Origin of the sequence: Maribacter corallii (genome assembly GCF_047345415.1) — a bacterium.
In the GTDB taxonomy this organism is placed as follows: Bacteria; Bacteroidota; Bacteroidia; order Flavobacteriales; family Flavobacteriaceae; genus Maribacter_C.
Genome location: NZ_JBLFEP010000001.1, coordinates 166,307 through 185,318, shown reverse-complemented (window position 1 = coordinate 185,318; position 19,012 = coordinate 166,307). Strand labels below are relative to the sequence as shown.

Sequence of the window (19,012 nt, the reverse complement as noted above, 5' to 3'; positions counted from 1 at the left end):
AATGTATTGATATGGACTTAAAAAAGAATCCGAAAGCAGATATTGGTAGAAATAGCGCGATGTATTTCGTGATAGGCCTTTTTACCGTTTTGATTTTGACCTATGTCGCTTTAGAATGGAAATCGTATGAAGGAGGCAATGAGTATGATATCTCGATGAATGTAGATGATGAGTTGGACGAAGAAGTTCCAATGACGGAACAGATTAAAACACCTCCACCTCCACCACCTCCGGCGGCACCCGAAGTAATCGAAGTTGTTGAAGATGAAGAGGAAATAGAGGAAACGGTTATCGAATCTACCGAAAGTAACGAGGAGGAAGAAGTCATGGAAGTGGAAGATGTGGAAGTTGACGAAGTTGAAGAGGATGTTGACGTACCTTTCGCGGTTATCGAAAATGTACCGGTTTTTCCAGGATGTGAAAAAGAAAGCAATAAGAGAGCTTGTTTCAATAAAATGATGCAAAAACACATCAGTAAGAACTTCCGTTACCCTGAAATCGCTCAAGAAATGGGGGTCCAAGGACGTGTGAACATCATGTTCGTTATCCAGAAAGATGGAAGTATCGGGAATGTTCGAATGAGAGGTCCGGATAAGAACTTGGAGAAAGAGGCAGCAAGGATTATTGGAAAACTTCCAAAAATGACGCCAGGGAAACAAAGAGGAAGAGCGGTGCGTGTTCCTTTCAGTATTCCAATTACATTTAAGCTACAGTAAGAATTTCTTCTTAAAATAATACATAAACCTGGCCTCGGCCAGGTTTTTTATTTCCTTCCAACTACTTTTTCAGACTGGTGTATATAATCTCGCGAATACGTTCGGAGTTGATAAAACCAGTACCATTTTTTGAATCGTAGTCCGCAGTAAGTGTTGCGTTCATCTTTACTTCCTCCAATGAAGAGCCGGCATCGATTTGGGCCTGAATCTTTGCCCTAATGTCTTCCAGCATGGCAATGGAGTTCCGAAGTTCGGCGGCGTTGGACGGACGCCCGTGACCAGGAATGATTTTTGTTTCCTCATTGATGACCATAAGGGCTTTCTTTTGAGCTTTGATGAAGCCGTCAATACTACCTCCACTTTTTAAATCAATATAGGGATAGCGTCCTTTGAAATAAGTATCTCCCATATGAAGCACGTTGTTTTCCATGAAGTATACCATCGCATCGCCATCCGTATGGGCGTTGTGAACATGAAAGGCCATAATGGTCTCATCACCATCGTAAAAGGTGATATCTTCCGAAAAAGTAACCTCTGGTAACATGTTGATGTAATCTCCTTGACTCATCTCATTCGCCTCGACCTTTTTCATAAGTCCCAGTTTTAGCCGTTCACGCACCTTATCTTGAGCGACCAGGGTGACCGTTTCAGAATTGAATCGTGCATTTCCGCCTGAATGATCTCCGTGCATATGGGTGTTGAATAAAAAAGCGATGGGTTTATCGGTCAATCCTGATATGGCCTTCTTTAATTTTTCGCTTAATCGCTCAAATTGATCATCGATCATAAAAACATGGGTCTCACCAACGTAGATACCTATATTGCCCCCTTGACCCGTAAGCATATACGTATTTTGGGAAAGCGTATCCACCGAGATGGTTACTTCTTTTTCCTGGGACCTAACTGAAAACGTAGTCAAAAGGCCTATGGATAGTGCAAAAAATAATAGTTTCTTCTTCATAATTTATGTTTCTATTGATGCATTCAAATATAGCATAAATAGTGCCTATTTCGTTGCAGAAGTAGCGTTCGCGGTTTATCTTTGCAAACCGTTGGCATGGGTGCAAGACTGGGTTTTGCCGATTGAATGTGCTAACCGGAGTGGCAATCGATGGCTTCCATTAATGAAGTGAAAAGTGGTTGGACTTCCGAGAAATAAGTAAAGATCCCTAGATGAAAACTGCTGTCAGTTCGGCCAAAAATACATCACTGTCCTTGGCGTTCACCGATTTTAAGGAAATTACCAAAGCTAGGCTGGCGATAAGTGTTGTATTTTCTTCGATAGCGGGATATCTATTGGCGCCGGTACAACCCGACCTCCTTTCTTTGGTGCTTTTGGCTTTTGGGGGCTACTGTATGGTAGGGGCTTCAAATGCATACAATCAGGTTATTGAAAAGGACTTGGACGCCCTGATGAACCGTACGAGGAACCGACCGATTCCTGCTGGACGAATGTCGGTCAACAAGGCAATGTCCATTGCCATTCTTATGACGCTATTAGGGGTGGTTTCATTGTATTACCTAAATGCCCAGACTGCTATGTTCGGGGCCATTTCGATTTTCTTGTATACCAGTGTGTATACGCCTTTGAAAACAAAAACGCCCTTGGCAGTTTTTGTCGGGGCCTTTCCGGGCGCGATTCCCTTTATGTTGGGGTGGGTCGCCGCAACAAATGATTTTGGCATCGAACCGGGCACCTTGTTCATGATTCAATTTTTTTGGCAGTTTCCCCACTTCTGGGCATTGGGTTGGATGTTGGATGAGGATTATAAAAAAGGAGGATTCAAAATGCTACCTACCGGAAAAAAGGATAGGGGAACGGCGTTACAGATCATCATGTACACGATATGGATGATCGTGATTTCCGTAATTCCTGCTTTTGGTATTACCGGACGTTTGTTTCTATCGATTCCGGCCGCGGTGCTCATTTTCTTGATGGGTATGGTCATGCTTATTTTTGCCTTCCGATTATATGAGAAGCGCGATAATGCCTCCGCACGAAAATTAATGCTGGCAAGTGTGAGTTACATCACCTTGATGCAGATTGTTTATGTAGTTGATAAATTTATTTCATAAATGGATATCACCCAATTGAACGAAAAGGAAAAGAACGACAGAGCCAAAAAAATGATGCTCTGGTTCGGAATAGTGAGCTTGATTATGGGGTTTGCAGGCTGGACCAGCGCGTACATTGTCAGCAGTTCCCGGGAAGACTGGATCGAAGGACTGCAACTGCCCCAATCGTTCTTCATAAGCACCGGTATCATACTTTTAAGTAGTCTCACCTATATTTTGGCCAAAAAAGCTTCCCAGAACGATGAATCGAAGAAAGCGACTACCTGGTTGTTGGTCACATTGGGCCTCGGAATTCTTTTTATCATTTTGCAATTCTTTGGTTTTCAGGAGATGTTGGGCAACGGGTACTATTTTACAGGACCTACAAGTAGTATTAAAATGTCATATGTATTCTTGATCGCCGCCGTACATATCGTGCATGTCGTCGCGGGCCTGATTTCATTAGGGGTAGTATTGTACAATCAGGTAAAGGGCAAGTATTCCTCAAAAGAATTCTTGGGGATTTCCTTAGGCGCCACCTTCTGGCATTTTTTAGACCTTTTATGGGTGTACCTGATCTTGTTTATGGCCTTTGTAAAATAAAACGGATCAAAATCGGTTTTGATAGGGATTCGGCTTTTGTAAAGCCAAAAAAAATGTAAATTTGCACAAATTCTAATCATACTTTAAAACTATATGGATTCTACGGTAACAACAGGTTCGGAAGAAAACGTTTGGGGCGGCGGCAATAGACCGTTAAATGCTAGTTATGGCAAATTGATGATGTGGTTTTTCCTCGTTTCCGATGCGCTGACCTTCTCCGGTTTTTTGGCTTCCTATGGTTTTTCAAGATTCAAGTTTATCGAGACTTGGCCGATTGCGGATGAGGTCTTTACCCACGTTCCCTTTTTTCATGGCAATTATCCCATGATTTATGTGGCTTTTATGACCTTTATTTTGATTATGTCGTCCGTAACCATGGTACTTGCTGTTGATGCTGGTCATCGCATGAAAAAGAACGCCGTGATTTGGTATATGTTCTTGACCATCATCGGAGGTGCGATTTTTGTGGGTTCACAAGCCTGGGAATGGGCCACCTTTATCAAAGGTGATTTCGGAGCACTGGAAACCAAAGGAGGTCGAGTACTTCAATTTGTGAATGCCGATACTGGTGAGCGTGCTGCGATAGCTGATTTCGCCAAAACCTTGCCCAGTGAGCGGTTAGACCATGAAAAAAAGAATGGGGTTTGGTATTATAATGAAACCGCATTACCATCATTTTCTCTAAACGAGGTAATCGAAGGGGTGAAAGCGAACTCCAATATCGTAATACGTACGGAGCAAATAAATGAAGAGGGGGAAAAGACCGTACTTTCCCGATCGGAGTCGCTCGACAAACTTGGCGATGCCGCAAGTGTGGTCGAAGGGGCGAACTTGATACGAAATGAATACGGTAGCCGTCTTTTTGCCGACTTCTTTTTCTTTATCACCGGTTTCCATGGTTTTCACGTATTTTCAGGAGTTGTTATCAATATCATCATTTTCTTTAATGTCATTTTGGGCACGTATGAGCGTAGAGGGCATTATGAGATGGTAGAGAAAGTGGGGCTGTACTGGCACTTTGTAGATTTGGTCTGGGTATTCGTATTCACCTTTTTCTATCTGGTATAAAGCGGCTAACACTCCCTGAAAAGGGTGGAATTAAAATAAATTGAAGTTTATTAAAGCGATTGTATAAATGGCACACGAGCATAAATTGGAAATTTTCAGAGGACTTTTGAAGTTCAAGTCCAATACCCAAAAAATATGGGGTGTACTCATCTTTTTGACGGTAGTTACAGCCGTAGAGGTGGTATTAGGTATTATCAAACCGGAAATCTTATTGAAAAGTAGTTTTTTAGGGATGAAACTCCTGAATTGGATTTTTATCATTTTGACTTTGGTCAAGGCCTATTACATTGCATGGGATTTCATGCACTTGCGCGATGAGAAATCCGCTTTGAGAAGAGCCATCGTTTGGACGCCTATTTTCTTGGTGGCCTATTTGGTTTTCATACTGTTATTCGAAGCCGATTACGTATACAACGTATACAAGGATGGCTTTGTAACATGGAATTTCTAACACGGAATTAACAATATGAAAAGACGGCAAATGAGCCGTCTTTTTTATTTTTACATAAGTTTGACGCCTCCCTTTATTCGGCTTTGGAAAAAGTGGATGAAGTCCCAAAATTCTGGTGTCGGACACTTTAAGCTATGAAGAAGACTTTCGTTCTAGTTACGCTATTTGTACTGCCAGTTGTCGTATATCTATTTTTCGCTTCAGGGGTATACAATTTCGGTAAGCTACCGACATTGACCACAAATGTTACGGATATATCTAGTTTTGATAACGAGGTCTCATTGAAAGATAAGATTACGATTTTGGGCTTTCTAGGAAATGATATTGCAACAAAGAAGGGAAATGCATTCAATTTGAACCAGAAGATATACAAACGGTTCTATGAGTTCAATGATTTTCAGTTCGTGATGGTAGCCTCAACTGGGATGGAAGATCAGGCAGTGGAGATGAAAAAGGAACTTGCAGAGATTACCGATATCGAAAAATGGAATTTCAGCTTTCTGTCCGATGCCAATATCAAAACGCTGTTCGAGAGCTTGCGCACCAATTTAGAACTGGGCGAAGACCTCTCTACCCCTTATGTTTTTATTATTGATAAAGACAGGAATCTCAGGGGTAGGAACGATGATGAGGACGAGGGCACAAAATATGGGTTCAACACGGCATCAGTGGCCGATCTCAATAATAAGATGGAGGATGATGTGAAAATCATTCTGGCTGAATACCGATTAGCGCTGAAAAAGAACAACGCACAACGTACCAAATGAAGAACAAATACACCTATGTATGGGTTTCCCTTGTCATTCTCATTTTTGGAATCCTGGTTATTCCTAAAATAGTAGATCGAATACAAGACGGGGAGGTAGTGGAGAACGATCGTATGAATGTGAAGAATCTGAATGATGATTTATCTTTCATACTACTGAACGGAAAGAAACGAAGGGTCCCTTCATTTGAGTTTATAAATCAAGACAGCTTGGTCATCAATAATTCAGATTACCAGGGAAAGGTATTCGTGGTCGAGTTCTTCTTTACGACCTGTCCTTCGATATGTCCGATAATGAACAAGAACCTTGTCGAGATACAGGATGAATTTGCGGACGCGGAGAATTTTGGTATCGCTTCCTTTTCCATTACTCCTGAATTTGACACGCCCATGGTGCTGAAGCAATACGCCGAACGCTATGGAATAAACGATATGGACTGGCATCTCATGACCGGGGATCAAGAAAAAATTTACAAGTTGGCAAATGAGGGTTTCAATATCTTTGCCGCCGAAGTGCCTGACGCTCCTGGGGGTTTTGAGCATTCGGGCCTGTTCGCTTTGGTGGACAAAAATGGATACTTGCGTTCAAGGGTAGACAATTTTGGTAATCCGATAGTCTATTACCGTGGCGCCATCACCCCGGAACAAGGTGCTAATGAGCATGGAGAAACAGAACAGATATCAATTTTAAAAGAGGATATCGGAAAACTTTTGGAGGAATAATGGATAGTGTCGGTTTAAAGGAGAAAAAGTTCAATCGCTTGATTACGGTGGTTTCGGTACTCGTACCTATAGTAGTGGCCTTGCTCTTCGGGGTCAAAATCCCGAATGTGGAGAGACTAGGGTTTTTACCACCCATCTATGCTTCTATTAACGCATTAACGGCCGTACTTTTGGTCATCGCGGTTTGGGCCATTAAAAATGGTAAAAGAGACCTGCATCAAAAACTGATGACTACCTGTATTGGTTTGTCCCTCGTTTTTTTGGTGCTTTATATTTTATATCATATGACTTCCGAGTCTACGGCTTTTGGCGGTGAAGGAATGGTCCGTTACGTCTACTTTTTCATTTTGATTTCGCATATCGGACTTTCGATTATTGTTATTCCCTTGGTATTGAAGACCTATGCTAGGGCCTATTTGGGTAAATTTGAGAGCCATATGAAATTAGCGAGGATTACTTTTCCAATCTGGTTATATGTAGCCATCTCCGGAGTGGTGGTTTACCTTATGATTTCACCCTATTATGCGAGTTAGAAGAATAGCATTTTGGCGTAAGAGTTGCCTCACGTGTACAAGGGGGTTGCGGAATGCTTTGGTTTTTTCGATGTTTCTGTTTGGTTCACAACTAGTGAACGCGCAATGCGCCATGTGTAGGGCCGTGTTGGAGAGCGAAGGTAACGTTGAGACGGCGGAGGGAATAAACAATGGTATCGTCTATCTTATGGCAATACCCTATATTTTGGTGGCCGTACTCTTTTACTTTGTATACCAAAAAATGAAGAATTGATTTTCAAAATTCTTTTTTAACTTTTTTTTACAACGTTTACTGTAACAATATTGGTTTCTTGTAGTCTAATGAACGTGTGGCGTCCCTCGGCCACCATCATCAATCATCAAAAAACCAATCAAATGTTTGACATCGAAAGATGGCAGGAGATTTTCGATACCATCCGTAAAAATCGTTTACGGACTGTTCTTACGGGTATTTCCGTAGCTTCTGGAATTTTCATCCTTGTTATATTATTGGGCTTCGGTCAGGGTATGCAAAATGGTATTGCCCAAGAATTCGAAGAAGACGCAAGTAACCGAATAGGCGTTTGGACCCAAGTAACAACGAAAGAGTATAAAGGTCTCAATCCGGGGCGTCCCATTCGTTTGCGGAACGAAAACTATGGCTACATAGAGAATAAATATGCGGACGAGCTTGAATACAAGTCACCGAACTTTAGGGTATTCAATGCCAGTATCAACTACAAAAAAGAATCGGGATCATATTCCGTTCAGGGTATTTCTCCCGAGTATCAGCACATCGAGAACGAGTTTATTTCCAAGGGTAGATTCTTAAACTACAAAGATCACCAATCCGTGTCAAAGGTAGCTGTAATCAGCAATAAGATTTATAGAGAGTTATTGCAAAGCGAGGAGGACCCTGTGGGCCGCGAGTTGAAAATAGCCGATTTGAGTTTCCAGATAATCGGTGTATATGGAGATAAAGGGGGCGAACGCGAAGAAGATCGCATTTTCATCCCTTTAAGCACAGGGCAGCGCGTATTCAACGGAGGTGATAGTCTGAATATGATGTACTTCACCCTGAAACCTGCCGCAACATTCGAGAAAACCTTAGCGGAGTCTGTTAAATTCACAGATGAAATCAAAACCTATTTAAAGCAGTCGCATACCGTCGCGCCAGATGATATGAGTGCCATCAATACCTTCAATACGCTGGAAAATGTACAGCGGTTCATGAACCTGATAGGAGGTATAAAGTTCTTCTTCTGGTTTGTTGGTATCTGTACCATTATTGCCGGCATCGTGGGGGTGAGCAATATCATGCTCATCATCGTAAAAGAAAGAACGCGTGAAATCGGTATTCGAAAGGCGCTTGGAGCCAAACCTTGGTCGATTATAGGAATGATACTGCACGAGGCGATTTTCGTCACCGCCGTATCCGGGTTTGGGGGGCTCATCTTTAGTATGGGGCTGTTGGAATTGGTTGGCCCCAATGTGGAGGTGGACTACGTGGTAAACCCATCCATTGATTTTAATGTCGCGATTACCACCGTTTTGCTCTTGATTTTTGCAGGTACCCTAGCTGGCTTTTTTCCAGCTTGGCGTGCAGCGCGAATAAAACCCATTGTTGCCCTAAAGGAAGAATAAAAATAAGATTACGAACAGATTAGATTGAAACCAAATGTTTAATAGAGATCGTTGGAATGAGATATTACAGGTGCTGACCACGAATTGGTTCAGAACCCTTCTCACGGCTTTTGGTGTGTTCTGGGGAATCTTCATCTTGATCATATTGTTGGCTGCAGGAAAGGGACTTGAGAATGGTATTCGAGCAGATTTTGGTGATATCGCGACCAACACGATGTTCATGTGGACACGAACGGCATCAAAAGCATACAAAGGACTTCCCAAAGACCGTGAATTCAGTTATAAAACCGGTGATGTTGCCGATATCTGGGAAAACGTCGACGGGGTTCAATATGTTTCCCCAAGAAACCAACTTGGGAATTTTAGGGGGACCAACAATGTGGTAAGAGGAATGAAAACAGGAGCCTTTAGTGTGTATGGCGATTATCCGGAAATCATCAAGCAAGAACCTATGGATATTACTTCGGGGCGCTTTTTGAACTACGGGGATATCAACGAAAAACGGAAAGTAGCTGTTATCGGTGTTGATGTTAAATCAAGCCTTTATGAGTTTGAAGAAGAATGTTTGGGTACTTACATCAAGATCAATGATGTCAATTTCATGGTGGTAGGCACCTACAAAAAGACCAATGTTGACGGAGACAGTGAAAACGCACAAAAGGAAATTTATATTCCGTTTACATCTTTTTCCCAAGCTTTTAATAGAGGAGATAACGTTGGTTGGATGGCAATTACCGCGGTAGACGATGTGCCGATTACCAATATCAAAGAGCAAATATTCGATATTGTACGAGAGAATCATAGAATACACCCCGAAGATAGAAGAGCCATCGGTCATTTTGATTTGAACGAACAATTTCAAAGAGTGGTAAGCCTTTTTGGAGCCCTGGAGTTGATCGCCTATTTCGTAGGCATATGTGTTTTGCTCTCCGGTATTATCGGGGTAAGCAATATTATGCTCATCGTAGTAAAAGAACGTACGAAAGAAATCGGTATAAGAAGGGCTCTGGGTGAGAGTCCATGGTCCATCAAACAACAGATTTTGATGGAATCTATTTTTTTGACCATCATTTCGGGTATGAGCGGAATCGCCTTTGGCGCTTTGGTCATATATGGAATTAACTACCTGTTAGATGTGAGTGGACCGGTAATGATGTTCGTCAACCCCAGCGTAAACTTGGGTGTGGTCACCATTGCCTTGATTATCTTGATAGTTTCAGGGTTACTTGCTGGTTTTATTCCAGCGAATAGCGCAATAAAAGTACGGCCGATAGAGGCTCTAAGAACGGATTAATAATATTCATCAATCAAACCGACTATAAAATGAAGAAAAAAGTCACCATTTTAATTTTATTGTTTATCGTAGTGGCCTTTGGCGCTTCGATGTACTACTTGTATCAGAAAAACGCAGAAGATCCCGTAGTCTACGAGACAGAAACACCTTCTACCCAGACCATTATTAAGAAAACCGTGGCGACTGGGAGTATTTTACCATTGGAAGAGGTGCTCATCAAACCAAATATTTCAGGGGTAATCGAAGAAGTGTTCGTAGAAGGGGGTGATTATGTCAAATCAGGTGATCTGATTTGTCGAATCAAGGTGGTGCCCAATCTAAATGCGTTGAATGATGCTAAAAATGGCATTGATGAGGCAAAGATTGCGTTGGATGACCAGCTACGTAATTTAGAACGCCAGAATGGGCTTTTTGCCAAGGGCGTGATTTCCAAAGTGGATCTCGAGCGTGCACAAGTGACCTATGATCAGGCCAAACAAACCTATGGCGCGGCAAACAAAAGATATGACATCGTAAAAACGGGTACGGCCAAAGGATACGGTAATGCAGCCAACACCCAAATAAGAGCGACGGTGAGCGGTATGGTCTTAGAAGTGCCAGTTGAAGTCGGCAACCAAGTCATCGAAAGTAATAATTTCAACGAAGGAACGACCATCGCCGCCATAGCCGATGTCGAAAAAATGATATTCGAAGGAAAAGTAGACGAGTCCGAAGTAGGCAAAATTACCGAAGACCTTCCTTTGGAAATTACGGTGGGAGCGATTGAAAATACCGTTTTCGACGCTGTTTTGGATTATATCGCACCCAAAGGAAATGCAGAAAATGGTTCGATTCAGTTTGAAATCAAAGGAACGCTCAAGAAACAAGATTCGGTATTCATCCGAGCAGGTCTTAGCGCAAACGCCTCTATAATTTTGGGTCGGGCCGATAGCGTGCTTGCCCTCAAAGAAGCGCTGGTACAGTTCGATGGAAAGACGAAGAAACCGTTTGTAGAGATCGAAACCTCGGATCAAAAATTTGAACGAAAAGACCTTGAACTGGGTATTAGTGACGGTATATACGTTGAGGTGAAATCAGGCATACAGGCCGAGGATAAGATAAAGGTTTGGAATGCCGTAGAGCCTGATGAGTTCGCCCAAAACAATTAATTAAAAATTAATGGCAAAATCTTGTAACAATTTGGCCTCTAAAGTGTCTTATTGTCAAGTGATCAAGGTTACGCCTAAATACAACTAATACAACCAAGCATGATCAAAATTGAAAATCTTCATAAGTCCTATAAAATGGGGAGCAATTCCCTCCACGTCCTCAAGGGAATTAATTTTTCTGTAGAGGAAGGAGAACTGGTTGCCATTATGGGTTCTTCAGGTTCAGGGAAATCTACGCTGTTGAATATTTTAGGAATGTTGGACAATTTGGACGAAGGTTCCTATACTTTGGATGGCGTACCGATTAAAGACCTGAACGAAACGAAAGCGGCCAATTACCGGAATAAGTTTTTGGGCTTCGTATTTCAATCGTTCAACCTCATCAATTATAAGAGTGCCATGGAAAACGTGGCCTTACCATTGTATTATCAGAAGGTGGGAAGAAAAGAACGCCAAGAAAAGGCCTTGAAGTATTTAGATCAGGTAGGTTTAAAGGAATGGGCCACGCATCTACCCAGTGAACTTTCAGGAGGGCAAAAACAGCGTGTTGCCATAGCTAGGGCAATGGCTGCAGAGCCGAAGGTACTATTGGCTGATGAGCCGACCGGTGCCTTGGATAGTAAAACCTCCTATGAGGTCATGGATCTGATTCAAAAAATCAATGACCAAGGCAATACCATACTAGTAGTGACACATGAGCCCGATATTGCCGATATGTGCAAACGGATCGTGCACCTTAAAGATGGGGTAATAGTAGAGGATAAAAAAATAAAACAGGTAAGAGCAGCGGAGCATGTTTGATAAGGATATTTGGCAAGAAATCTTTCATAGCATCAAGAACAATAAACTAAGAACGTTCTTGACGGGTTTCTCTGTGGGCTGGGGCATCTTTGTGCTAGTGATGCTTCTAGGGTCGGTTAAGGGTATGCAAAATGGTTTTCATAGCCAATTCAATGACGATGCGACCAATTCGATCTTCATACGCCCAGGAACTACCAATAAGGCCTATGCGGGTTTCGAGAAGGATAGAAAGATACAGCTGAGGAACGATGATGTCGAGTATATCAAAAAAAGCTTTGCCGATGACTATGAGCACATTAGTGGTAGAATGTTCAAAAGCACCTCGGCCCGGTATAAAAGTGAAACCGGTTCTTACAGTATACAAGCGGTGCATCCAGACCACCAAATTATAGAAAAGACCATTGTGACTGATGGAAGGTACATCAATATGAACGATTTGATGTCTTCCTCTAAGGTGGCTGTCATTGGAAGAAAGGTGGGCGAGGACCTCTTCAAAGAGGAAGATCCCATCGGAAAATTCGTTGAATTCAACGGACTGCTTTTTCGGGTCATCGGGATATTTATAGATGAAGGTGATGACAACGCTGAACGTGGTATATATGCCCCGATAACCACTTATCAGAAGATATATGGCAATACTGATGAAATAGACGGCATCGCACTGACCTATAATTCTACTTACGATTTGACTAAAGCCTTGGAGTTTTCTACAAGATTGGAGAATATCTTAAAGCGCAGGCACAAAATAGCACCCGAAGACCAATCCGGAATACGGATTTGGAACTATGCTCAGGCTTTTTCCGATATCAGCAGCTTTACGGGAGTTCTGCAATATATCGGCATTGCCGTTGGAATTTTGATTTTGATTGCGGGTATTGTAGGTATCGGCAACATCATGGTATTCATTATTAAAGAGCGCACCAAGGAAATCGGCATTCGAAAAGCCTTAGGAGCAGTTCCAGGTCAAATAATCAAATTGGTTCTGTTAGAATCGGTCTTCATTACGGCCCTGTCAGGCTTTATCGGACTTTTTTTTGCAACTGGCATTCTGGCCATTATCGGTCCTATGATGAATGCTCCTGCATTCACCAATCCGTCCGTAAGCTTTTCGATTGTACTGACCGCAACGATTATTTTGGTCTTAGCAGGCCTACTAGCAGGATTGATACCGGCTATGAAGGCGGCAAATATTAAACCGATTGTGGCACTAAGAGACGATAAATAATATGTGGTTATTTGACAGAGATTTATGGATAGAGGTTTTCAATACCCTTGGGAAGAATATGTTTCGCACCTTTCTGACCATGTTGGGGGTCATCTTCGCCATGATGATTCTCATGTTGCTATTGGGCTCAGCAAACGGTATGAGCAACGGCTTTGATAAACTTTTTGCCGGTACGGCCTCGAACAGCCTTTTTGTTTGGAGTCAAAGTACATCAGAACCATATAAGGGTTTTGAGCGGGGTAGACGTATCAATTTCAGAATAGAGGACGCCTCCATATTAAAGGAACAAATTCCCGAAATTGAAGTATTGGCCCCACGTATCGAACTAGGAAGTCACCGAGATGTGGTCACCGTATATCGAAAAGGAAGAACTAGCGGTTCCACCGTGTATGGAGATTATCCTGAAATTGACAATATCACCAAGAAAAAGTTGGTCGAGGGCCGGTTTTTAAATAAAACAGATATCGAAGACTCTAAAAAAGTCTGTGTCATCGGTGAAGAGACGTACAAATTACTTTTCGATAAGGGAGAAGAGGCCATCGGTGAAGATATCCGAATCAATGGGGTGTTCTTTAGAATAGTCGGCATCTATAAGCCAAATAACAATATCAATATCGATGGCGAGAATGCGGTTTTTATCCCGTTCAGTACCTTTCAAAAAGCCTTTAGTTCTGGGGACCGAATGGGCTGGATGGCCATCGCGGTGGAAGAGGGTACTAAAGTGCCAGTGGTAGAGCAGGAAATCAAGAAGGTCTTGAAGGCCAAATATGATATCAGTCCTACAGACGAAAGAGCGATAGGCAGTTTCGATATGTCCGAGGTTTTTAATAATATCACAACTTTCACCGATGTTTTAAAGTGGTTTTCGGGTTTTGTAGGTGGATGCAGTTTGTTTGCTGGTGTAATAGCCATTAGTAATATTTTGTTGATTACGGTTAAGGAGCGAACTAAAGAGATTGGTGTTAGAAGAGCTCTTGGGGCGACGCCACTAATAGTAAGAAGACAAATTATCCTTGAGGCCGTAGTTTTAACCACTTTCGCGGGTCTTGTGGGATTTGCAATATCTGTAGGCATACTTGCAGGCTTGGATGCCTTGTTCGGTCAAGGTGATGACTTTCCTTTTAAAAATCCTATGGTTAGTATATCCCAGTTTATTGGGTACTTCCTGGTCATGATATTTTTTAGTCTGTTAATTGGATTAATACCTGCTCACAAGGCCATAAAAGTGAGACCTATAGAAGCACTGAGAGAAGAGTAAAACCAAATTCACATAACAATCAAAGCATAAAATCGATGAGCAAGTACATAAAATACGCATTTATTGGCATATTAGTAATTGGTATTTTGGGAGCTGTTGTCTACTTTCTAAAAAAGAACAGCACCCCTACAAAATTATATGAAACCGAAACTGTTGAGAAAAAAGATATCGTTAATCAGGTCATCGTGACCGGAAAGGTAATTCCGGAAGACGAAATCGAAATTAAGCCGCAGATTTCCGGTATCATTGACAAAATCTACCTTGAAGAAGGGGTTCAGGTAAAGGCAGGGGATATGATCGCAAAAATCAAGATCGTACCCAATGAACAATCTTTGAATCAAGCCAGGGGTAGGGTTCGAAATGCTGAAATCGCTTTGAACAATACCAAAATAGAATACAATCGAAATAAGGCACTGTTCGACAAGGGTGTCATTTCAAGTCAAGATTTCAATAATCTACAATTGCAGTTAGATCAAGCCGAACAAGAACTAACTAATTCTCGAGCTGATTATCAAATTATCCGCAGAGGTTCTGCAGGAGGGTCTACGATGGCAAATACGAATATCCGTGCGACGGTTACCGGAACGGTATTGGAGATTCCTGTCGAAGAGGGCGACCAGGTCATACAGAGTAATAACTTCAACGACGGAACGACCATTGCCACGATTGCCGATATGTCGAAAATGATTTTCGAAGGAGAAGTCGATGAAGCCGAGGTGGGCAAATTGCAGTTGGGGATGCCACTCGATATTAGTTTGGGGGCTCTTGAAAAATCGGAATTTGAAGCCAAACTGAAATTTATCGCACCAAAAGGTGTGGAGGAAGAAGGTGCCGTACAATTCAAGATCGAAGGAGATCTGGTTGTGAGCGATAGCGCTTATGTACGTGCGGGGTACAGCGCGAATGCATCCATTGTACTTGAAGAAAAAAAGGACGTCTTGGCCATCAAAGAAGCGTTGTTACAGTTCGACAAAGAAACCGATAAGCCCTATGTTGAAGTTGAGACTGGTGAAAACGAATTTGAGAAGAGAGAATTGGAATTGGGTGTAAGCGACGGTATTAATGTAGAAATCGTTTCTGGAATAGACGAGGACGCCAAAATCAAGGTTTGGAACGAGTTGGCCCAGAAGGACGATGACCAGGATAATTAATACAAAGAGAACATCAATCAAAATAGCTAATCAAAAAATCAAGACATGAAATTTAGACTTTCAGTGCTACTGCTGGTATTTTCAATGGGTATGGTCTTCGCCCAACAAAAGAAATGGACGCTTGAAGAGTGTATCGTTTACGCAGAGGAAAACAATATTTCCATAGCGCAGTTCGAGTTGGACCTTGAGAACGCCAAACTCGACCATTCCGATGCGCTGGGTAACTTCTTGCCCGATGCGAACGCACAGGTCAGTACTTCGGCAAGTACAGGTCTTTCATTTGACCCGACAACACAAGAACCGGTGACGACTACCATACTAACCGGAAATGGTAACCTGACCTCGACCGTTAACATTTTTAACGGGATGCGGAATATCAATCGTCTTAGGCGGGCCAAAATGAATGCCCTTGCCAATCAATACCGTTTGGATGATCTTAAGGATGATATTCGTCTGAATGTGGCTAATGCGTACCTGAGTATTATTTCGAATAAAGAGACTTTAGTGACGCAAAAAGCCCAATATGCGGTAACCGAGCAGGATATGAAGCGTACTGCGGAGCTGGTTGAAGCTGGCGTTGTGCCTCAAGGGGATTTGCTGGAAATAGAAGCAACGGCTGCAGGACAAGAACAACAAATCGTGAATACCGAAAACTTGGTATTGATTTCCCGAATAAATTTAGCGCAGTTATTACAACTTACCGACTACGAAAATTTTGATGTGGCCGATGTTGACCTCGAAGTTCCCCCGTCTGAAGTGGCGAACCGAACACCGAAAGAGATTTATGCGACAGCGCTGAGCTTTCGAAATGACATCAAGTTTGCTGAGAGCAATGTGACGCTGGCGGAACAAGATTTGAAAATTTCCAAAGGCGCTTTATTACCAACTCTTGGAGCATTTTTCAACTACAACACCCGGTATTCAGATCAAGAGCGATTCAATAATGTCACAGGCATGTTGGAAAGGGAAAGCTTTACGGACCAACTATGGTTGAATGACGGTATTTCATACGGAGTGCAATTGAACGTACCTATTTTCAATCGTTTTACCAATAGAAATAATATAAGACGGTCTGAAATCAATGTGCAACAGGCACAATTACAGCTCGAACAAAACAAGCTACAGCTCGAAACGGATATCAATCAAGCCTATGTGGATGTCATTAGTTTTGCCAAGGCCTATGAGGCTGCGCAAAAGACATTAGAGGCCAGGCGCCTTGCATATGATTATTCAAAAGAACGATACGACGTGGGCTTAATGAACGCCTTTGATTTTAGCCAGGCACAATCGCGTGTTGATAATGCAGAGGCCGACGTAGTGCGAACTAAATACGATTATATTTTCAGATTGAAAGTACTGGAATTCTATTTCGGACTTCCGATTCAATTAAATTAAAAGTTAGTGTTTAATTGGAAAAGACCCGGCAGCTTCGAAAGAACTGCAATGGGTCTTTTTTTATGCCCTATTTAAGCGTAATTTTGTGCGCGCTATGGCAGTAATACTCAATTTAGAAACGGCAACCACAAACTGCTCGGTCAGTATCGCCCGAGACGGGGCAATCGTCTCGATTAAAGAGCGGAATACCCCGAATTATTCCCATTCAGAACAGTTGCATGTGTTTATTCAAGAAGTGGTCGAAGAAGCATCGATGACCTTGATGGATGTCGATGCCGTTGCTGTCAGTAAAGGCCCCGGTTCCTATACTGGGTTGCGGATTGGGGTTTCGTCTGCGAAAGGGCTCTGTTTTGCGTTGGGCAAGCCATTGATTTCAATAGCGACCCTGCAAAGTCTGGCAAGCCAAAATGATGCCAAGGCCGTTGACTATATCATCCCGGTTCTAGATGCACGGCGTATGGAGGTCTATGCTGCCGTATTTGATGTTGATGGAAAGGAAATTAGAGCGACCAAAGCCGAAGTCATAACGGCCGATTCATTTGCTGAATTCGCCGAAAAGGGCAGGGTGCACCTTATTGGCAATGGTGCTACCAAATGTCAAGAAGTTTTAGATAATCCAAATTTCAGTTTTGATACACAGGCCGTTCCATCGGCTAAAGAAATGGCCCGCCTGTCTTTTGAAAAATTTCAAGGGCAAGAGTTTGAAGATGTGGCCTATTTTGAACCTTTTTACTTGAAAGATTTTATTTTGCAGACAAAGAAAGGTTGAGTTGGTGTGCTGTACTGATGTTGTATGTAGAAGGGTAAGCTACTTTATCTGTAATGTCCGGATTAGAAGATCGCACCTTTTTTCTAGTTGCTAGAAGCAGTGGACATGAACTATAGAAAAATGGTCTGTGAGCATTGGTACATCACGTCATTTTTGAAACTAATAAATAAAAAAAGCGCGAACCGATAGGTTCGCGCTTTTTGTCTTTTCTGTAATATGCTTACTTCACCTCAAACGTAATTTTTACATTCACTCTATAATCATCGATTTCACCATCTTTGACACTAGCGCTTTGCTCTTGAATGTAAACCGAGCGAATATTTTTTACTGATTTTGAGGCTTGGGCCACTGCTTTTTTGGTGGCGTCTTCCCAACTTTCTTCTGAGTTCGCCAATACTTCGATTACTTTTAAAACTGCCATAATGTATGTGTTTAGATTTTTCTCAAAGTACAAATTAAAAACGAAATTGTCCGAAAAACCCCTCCTAAAATTAGCCGTTTAGCGCAACGACTTCATTGACCTTGTCGCCCATCATATTTTTGAGCATGGTCTCTATTCCATTTTTTAAGGTAAAGGTCGATGAAGGACAACCACTACAGGCCCCTTGTAGAATAACATTCACGGTCTTACTTTCCTCTTCGTACGATTTGAAGAGAATGTTGCCACCATCACTGGCAACTGCGGGCTTCACGTACTCTTCTAAAATATCGATGATTTGAAGAGAGGTGTCATCGTATGCCATAGCTTCCTTATCGGTTGTAGGGGCTTTTTCCGCTGAAGGCGTGACTTTGTCAGTAGCAACCACTTCCTTCCCGTCCGCAATAAAATTCCGTATGAGTTCTCGGAGTTCCATGGTAATATCATCCCATTCGGCAACATCATATTTGCTCACCGAAACATAGTTTTCATCGATAAAGACCTGCTTCACGAAAGGAAATTGAAAAAGGGCAGTGGCAAGCTCTGAATTCTTGGCTTCCTCGATATTTTTAAACTCGAAGGTAGCCGGCACTATTTTACGGCTAGCCACGAATTTCATGGTTGCCGGATTTGGGGTGACCTCCGCATATACGGTAACGGCAACTTGCTTGGCAGGACCGTCTTCCAATACCACTGGTTCTCCAGCATTGAGGTACTCTACCAACTGCTGTGCCACTTCATCTTTTACATCGCTCCATTCCACAATATCGAATCGTTCAAGGCCAATGAAATTACCCGAGATATAAACGGTTTTAATAAAAGGAAGATAGAAGAGCTGTTGCGCCAAAGGAGAATTTTTGGCTTCATCTATATTCTTGAATTCGTAATTCTTATGTTTTGAAATGAAATGGTTGGTCTCGAATTTCAGTATGGTTGGATTATTCGTCGGTACTACGGTAATCGAATATTCTTTCATCTGCTTGCTTTTAGTTGTTCGTTGTCGGTCAGAGATAAT

General features: G+C 42.2%; 21 protein-coding genes. 18 read left to right on the top strand and 3 right to left on the bottom strand.

The genetic code is table 11. From position 1 onward, the window contains the following. Positions 1-11 precede the first annotated feature (11 nt). Entirely contained in the window at positions 12-716 is a 705-nt protein-coding gene (locus ACKWCA_RS00880) for an energy transducer TonB (RefSeq protein ID WP_413976246.1), read from the top strand. Positions 717-777: 61 nt separating this feature from the next. On the opposite strand, the gene ACKWCA_RS00875 is transcribed toward ACKWCA_RS00880, so the two are convergent. Next, positions 778-1,677: an MBL fold metallo-hydrolase gene (locus tag ACKWCA_RS00875; protein ID WP_413976245.1), complete on the bottom strand. Its 900-nt coding sequence runs from the start codon at positions 1,675-1,677 to the stop codon at positions 778-780. Between the two features lie 212 nt (positions 1,678-1,889). Between ACKWCA_RS00875 and cyoE the strand changes: the two genes are divergently transcribed. The 17 genes from cyoE (at position 1,890) to tsaB (ending at position 17,579) form a co-directional block, all read left to right on the top strand. Beyond that, positions 1,890-2,792: a heme o synthase gene (gene cyoE / locus ACKWCA_RS00870; RefSeq protein ID WP_413976244.1), complete on the top strand. Its 903-nt coding sequence runs from the start codon at positions 1,890-1,892 to the stop codon at positions 2,790-2,792. Next, complete coding sequence (locus ACKWCA_RS00865) at positions 2,793-3,374, top strand: cytochrome c oxidase subunit 3 (RefSeq protein ID WP_413976243.1); 582 nt, start codon at positions 2,793-2,795, stop codon at positions 3,372-3,374. A gap of 93 nt (positions 3,375-3,467) precedes the next feature. Then, entirely contained in the window at positions 3,468-4,442 is a 975-nt protein-coding gene (locus tag ACKWCA_RS00860) for a cytochrome c oxidase subunit 3 (protein ID WP_413976242.1), read from the top strand. Between the two features lie 67 nt (positions 4,443-4,509). Continuing rightward, positions 4,510-4,893 carry a cytochrome C oxidase subunit IV family protein gene (locus tag ACKWCA_RS00855; protein WP_413976241.1) on the top strand — a complete coding sequence of 128 codons (384 nt, stop codon included), beginning with the start codon at positions 4,510-4,512 and terminating at the stop codon, positions 4,891-4,893. A 134-nt stretch (positions 4,894-5,027) separates the two neighbouring features. Further along, positions 5,028-5,660 carry a thioredoxin domain-containing protein gene (locus ACKWCA_RS00850; RefSeq protein ID WP_413976240.1) on the top strand — a complete coding sequence of 211 codons (633 nt, stop codon included), beginning with the start codon at positions 5,028-5,030 and terminating at the stop codon, positions 5,658-5,660. Continuing rightward, positions 5,657-6,382, top strand: a complete 726-nt coding sequence (locus ACKWCA_RS00845; protein ID WP_413976239.1) for an SCO family protein — start codon at positions 5,657-5,659, stop codon at positions 6,380-6,382. Before ACKWCA_RS00850 ends, ACKWCA_RS00845 begins: the two co-directional genes overlap by 4 nt. Further along, positions 6,382-6,915 carry a DUF420 domain-containing protein gene (locus ACKWCA_RS00840; RefSeq protein ID WP_413976238.1) on the top strand — a complete coding sequence of 178 codons (534 nt, stop codon included), beginning with the start codon at positions 6,382-6,384 and terminating at the stop codon, positions 6,913-6,915. The genes ACKWCA_RS00845 and ACKWCA_RS00840 overlap by 1 nt, the downstream gene beginning before the upstream one ends. Before the next feature lie 70 nt (positions 6,916-6,985). Then, on the top strand, positions 6,986-7,168 hold the full coding sequence (locus ACKWCA_RS00835; RefSeq protein ID WP_413977104.1) for a hypothetical protein: 183 nt from the start codon (positions 6,986-6,988) through the stop codon (positions 7,166-7,168). 122 nt (positions 7,169-7,290) lie between these two features. Beyond that, a complete protein-coding gene (locus tag ACKWCA_RS00830) occupies positions 7,291-8,538 on the top strand; it encodes an ABC transporter permease (protein ID WP_413976237.1) in 1,248 nt (415 codons plus the stop codon). A gap of 34 nt (positions 8,539-8,572) precedes the next feature. Further along, on the top strand, positions 8,573-9,832 hold the full coding sequence (locus tag ACKWCA_RS00825) for an ABC transporter permease (protein ID WP_413976236.1): 1,260 nt from the start codon (positions 8,573-8,575) through the stop codon (positions 9,830-9,832). 29 nt (positions 9,833-9,861) lie between these two features. Further along, complete coding sequence (locus ACKWCA_RS00820) at positions 9,862-10,980, top strand: efflux RND transporter periplasmic adaptor subunit (protein ID WP_413976235.1); 1,119 nt, start codon at positions 9,862-9,864, stop codon at positions 10,978-10,980. Between the two features lie 99 nt (positions 10,981-11,079). Continuing rightward, positions 11,080-11,781, top strand: a complete 702-nt coding sequence (locus tag ACKWCA_RS00815) for an ABC transporter ATP-binding protein (protein WP_413976234.1) — start codon at positions 11,080-11,082, stop codon at positions 11,779-11,781. Continuing rightward, complete coding sequence (locus ACKWCA_RS00810; protein ID WP_413976233.1) at positions 11,774-13,006, top strand: ABC transporter permease; 1,233 nt, start codon at positions 11,774-11,776, stop codon at positions 13,004-13,006. The genes ACKWCA_RS00815 and ACKWCA_RS00810 overlap by 8 nt, the downstream gene beginning before the upstream one ends. A gap of 1 nt (position 13,007) precedes the next feature. Then, complete coding sequence (locus ACKWCA_RS00805) at positions 13,008-14,264, top strand: ABC transporter permease (protein ID WP_413976232.1); 1,257 nt, start codon at positions 13,008-13,010, stop codon at positions 14,262-14,264. A 35-nt stretch (positions 14,265-14,299) separates the two neighbouring features. Next, on the top strand, positions 14,300-15,415 hold the full coding sequence (locus ACKWCA_RS00800) for an efflux RND transporter periplasmic adaptor subunit (RefSeq protein ID WP_413976231.1): 1,116 nt from the start codon (positions 14,300-14,302) through the stop codon (positions 15,413-15,415). A gap of 45 nt (positions 15,416-15,460) precedes the next feature. Continuing rightward, positions 15,461-16,810: a TolC family protein gene (locus tag ACKWCA_RS00795; protein ID WP_413976230.1), complete on the top strand. Its 1,350-nt coding sequence runs from the start codon at positions 15,461-15,463 to the stop codon at positions 16,808-16,810. Between the two features lie 94 nt (positions 16,811-16,904). Next, the gene (tsaB, locus tag ACKWCA_RS00790) at positions 16,905-17,579 is read left to right on the top strand and encodes a tRNA (adenosine(37)-N6)-threonylcarbamoyltransferase complex dimerization subunit type 1 TsaB (RefSeq protein WP_413976229.1); all 675 of its coding nucleotides are present in this window, start codon (positions 16,905-16,907) and stop codon (positions 17,577-17,579) included. 220 nt (positions 17,580-17,799) lie between these two features. Here the strand turns inward: tsaB and ACKWCA_RS00785 are convergent, their stop codons facing one another. After that, positions 17,800-18,000: a dodecin family protein gene (locus ACKWCA_RS00785; protein WP_413976228.1), complete on the bottom strand. Its 201-nt coding sequence runs from the start codon at positions 17,998-18,000 to the stop codon at positions 17,800-17,802. Positions 18,001-18,070: 70 nt separating this feature from the next. Further along, a complete protein-coding gene (locus ACKWCA_RS00780) occupies positions 18,071-18,973 on the bottom strand; it encodes a NifU family protein (protein ID WP_413976227.1) in 903 nt (300 codons plus the stop codon). Between the last annotated feature and the right edge of the window lie 39 nt (positions 18,974-19,012).

What these genes read in the sequence shown, in the direction of transcription:
- ACKWCA_RS00840 (WP_413976238.1), top strand. Translation starts at nt 6,382, where the DNA reads ATGGATAGTGTCGGTTTAAAGGAGAAAAAGTTCAATCGCTTGATTACG.
- cyoE (WP_413976244.1), top strand. Translation starts at nt 1,890, where the DNA reads ATGAAAACTGCTGTCAGTTCGGCCAAAAATACATCACTGTCCTTGGCG.
- ACKWCA_RS00780 (WP_413976227.1), bottom strand. Translation starts at nt 18,973, where the DNA reads ATGAAAGAATATTCGATTACCGTAGTACCGACGAATAATCCAACCATA.
- ACKWCA_RS00810 (WP_413976233.1), top strand. Translation starts at nt 11,774, where the DNA reads ATGTTTGATAAGGATATTTGGCAAGAAATCTTTCATAGCATCAAGAAC.
- ACKWCA_RS00815 (WP_413976234.1), top strand. Translation starts at nt 11,080, where the DNA reads ATGATCAAAATTGAAAATCTTCATAAGTCCTATAAAATGGGGAGCAAT.
- ACKWCA_RS00830 (WP_413976237.1), top strand. Translation starts at nt 7,291, where the DNA reads ATGTTTGACATCGAAAGATGGCAGGAGATTTTCGATACCATCCGTAAA.
- ACKWCA_RS00785 (WP_413976228.1), bottom strand. Translation starts at nt 18,000, where the DNA reads ATGGCAGTTTTAAAAGTAATCGAAGTATTGGCGAACTCAGAAGAAAGT.
- ACKWCA_RS00855 (WP_413976241.1), top strand. Translation starts at nt 4,510, where the DNA reads ATGGCACACGAGCATAAATTGGAAATTTTCAGAGGACTTTTGAAGTTC.
- ACKWCA_RS00875 (WP_413976245.1), bottom strand. Translation starts at nt 1,677, where the DNA reads ATGAAGAAGAAACTATTATTTTTTGCACTATCCATAGGCCTTTTGACT.
- ACKWCA_RS00860 (WP_413976242.1), top strand. Translation starts at nt 3,468, where the DNA reads ATGGATTCTACGGTAACAACAGGTTCGGAAGAAAACGTTTGGGGCGGC.
- ACKWCA_RS00825 (WP_413976236.1), top strand. Translation starts at nt 8,573, where the DNA reads ATGTTTAATAGAGATCGTTGGAATGAGATATTACAGGTGCTGACCACG.
- ACKWCA_RS00850 (WP_413976240.1), top strand. Translation starts at nt 5,028, where the DNA reads ATGAAGAAGACTTTCGTTCTAGTTACGCTATTTGTACTGCCAGTTGTC.
- tsaB (WP_413976229.1), top strand. Translation starts at nt 16,905, where the DNA reads ATGGCAGTAATACTCAATTTAGAAACGGCAACCACAAACTGCTCGGTC.
- ACKWCA_RS00805 (WP_413976232.1), top strand. Translation starts at nt 13,008, where the DNA reads ATGTGGTTATTTGACAGAGATTTATGGATAGAGGTTTTCAATACCCTT.
- ACKWCA_RS00795 (WP_413976230.1), top strand. Translation starts at nt 15,461, where the DNA reads ATGAAATTTAGACTTTCAGTGCTACTGCTGGTATTTTCAATGGGTATG.
- ACKWCA_RS00835 (WP_413977104.1), top strand. Translation starts at nt 6,986, where the DNA reads ATGTTTCTGTTTGGTTCACAACTAGTGAACGCGCAATGCGCCATGTGT.
- ACKWCA_RS00820 (WP_413976235.1), top strand. Translation starts at nt 9,862, where the DNA reads ATGAAGAAAAAAGTCACCATTTTAATTTTATTGTTTATCGTAGTGGCC.
- ACKWCA_RS00865 (WP_413976243.1), top strand. Translation starts at nt 2,793, where the DNA reads ATGGATATCACCCAATTGAACGAAAAGGAAAAGAACGACAGAGCCAAA.
- ACKWCA_RS00880 (WP_413976246.1), top strand. Translation starts at nt 12, where the DNA reads ATGGACTTAAAAAAGAATCCGAAAGCAGATATTGGTAGAAATAGCGCG.
- ACKWCA_RS00845 (WP_413976239.1), top strand. Translation starts at nt 5,657, where the DNA reads ATGAAGAACAAATACACCTATGTATGGGTTTCCCTTGTCATTCTCATT.
- ACKWCA_RS00800 (WP_413976231.1), top strand. Translation starts at nt 14,300, where the DNA reads ATGAGCAAGTACATAAAATACGCATTTATTGGCATATTAGTAATTGGT.